This is a genomic window from Mesorhizobium sp. 2RAF45, assembly GCF_052115225.1.
Taxonomy (GTDB): domain Bacteria; phylum Pseudomonadota; class Alphaproteobacteria; order Rhizobiales; family Rhizobiaceae; genus Mesorhizobium; species Mesorhizobium jarvisii.
The window spans coordinates 1-1,116 of the sequence record NZ_JBFRGG010000041.1 but is presented as its reverse complement, the minus strand read 5'-3'; the positions used below and the strand labels follow the sequence as shown (position 1 = coordinate 1,116).

Annotated in this window: 1 protein-coding gene; it reads right to left on the bottom strand. The window is 71.7% G+C overall.

The window, feature by feature from the left end; translation table 11 throughout:
- Positions 1-1,116: collagen-like triple helix repeat-containing protein (locus AB4Z43_RS33490; protein ID WP_441940996.1), on the bottom strand; the 1,116-nt coding region annotated here is incomplete at both ends.

Genomic DNA, 1,116 nt, shown 5'->3' with positions numbered 1-1,116 from the left:
GTCGAGCCGGTGGCACCTGTCGCTCCGGTCGCACCTGTCGCTCCGGTAGAGCCAGTTGCTCCGGTCGAACCCGTCGCTCCGGTTGAGCCGGTAGCACCCGTCGAGCCGGTTGCTCCGGTAGAGCCGGTTGCCCCGGTCGAGCCAGTCGCGCCGGTGGCTCCGGTCGAGCCCGTTGCTCCAGTCGAGCCAGTGGCTCCGGTCGAGCCGGTTGCACCCGTCGAGCCGGTTGCTCCGGTCGAGCCAGTCGCTCCGGTCGAGCCCGTTGCTCCAGTCGAGCCAGTGGCTCCGGTCGAGCCRGTTGCTCCGGTCGAACCSGTYGCTCCGGTRGAGCCGGTTGCKCCGGTCGAGCCAGTGGCTCCGGTMGARCCGGTTGCTCCGGTRGAGCCGGTTGCTCGAGCCGGTCGAGCCGGTTGCRCCSGTMGAGCCGGTTGCTCCGGTMGAGCCAGTCGCGCCGGTGGCTCCGGTCGAGCCCGTTGCTCCAGTCGAGCCAGTGGCTCCGGTCGAGCCGGTTGCCCCGGTAGAGCCGGTTGCTCCGGTCGAGCCAGTTGCTCCGGTCGGGCCAGTTGCTCCGGTCGGGCCGGTTGCCCCGGTAGAGCCGGTTGCTCCGGTCGAGCCCGTCGCGCCGGTCGAACCCGTCGAGCCGGTTGCTCCAGTCGAGCCGGTGGCACCTGTCGCTCCGGTCGCACCTGTCGCTCCGGTAGAGCCAGTTGCTCCGGTCGAACCCGTCGCTCCGGTTGAGCCGGTCGCACCCGTCGAGCCGGTTGCTCCGGTAGAGCCGGTTGCCCCGGTCGAGCCAGTCGCGCCGGTGGCTCCGGTCGAGCCSGTTGCTCCRGTMGARCCGGTTGCTCCGGTAGAGCCGGTTGCCCCGGTAGAGCCGGTTGCTCCGGTCGAGCCCGTCGCGCCGGTCGAACCCGTCGCGCCGGTTGCTCCGGTCGAGCCGGTTGCACCCGTCGAGCCGGTTGCTCCAGTCGAGCCGGTGGCACCTGTCGCTCCGGTCGCACCTGTCGCTCCGGTAGAGCCAGTTGCTCCGGTCGAACCCGTCGCTCCGGTTGAGCCGGTMGCACCCGTCGAGCCGGTTGCTCCGGTAGAGCCGGTTGCCCCGGTCGAGCCAGTCGC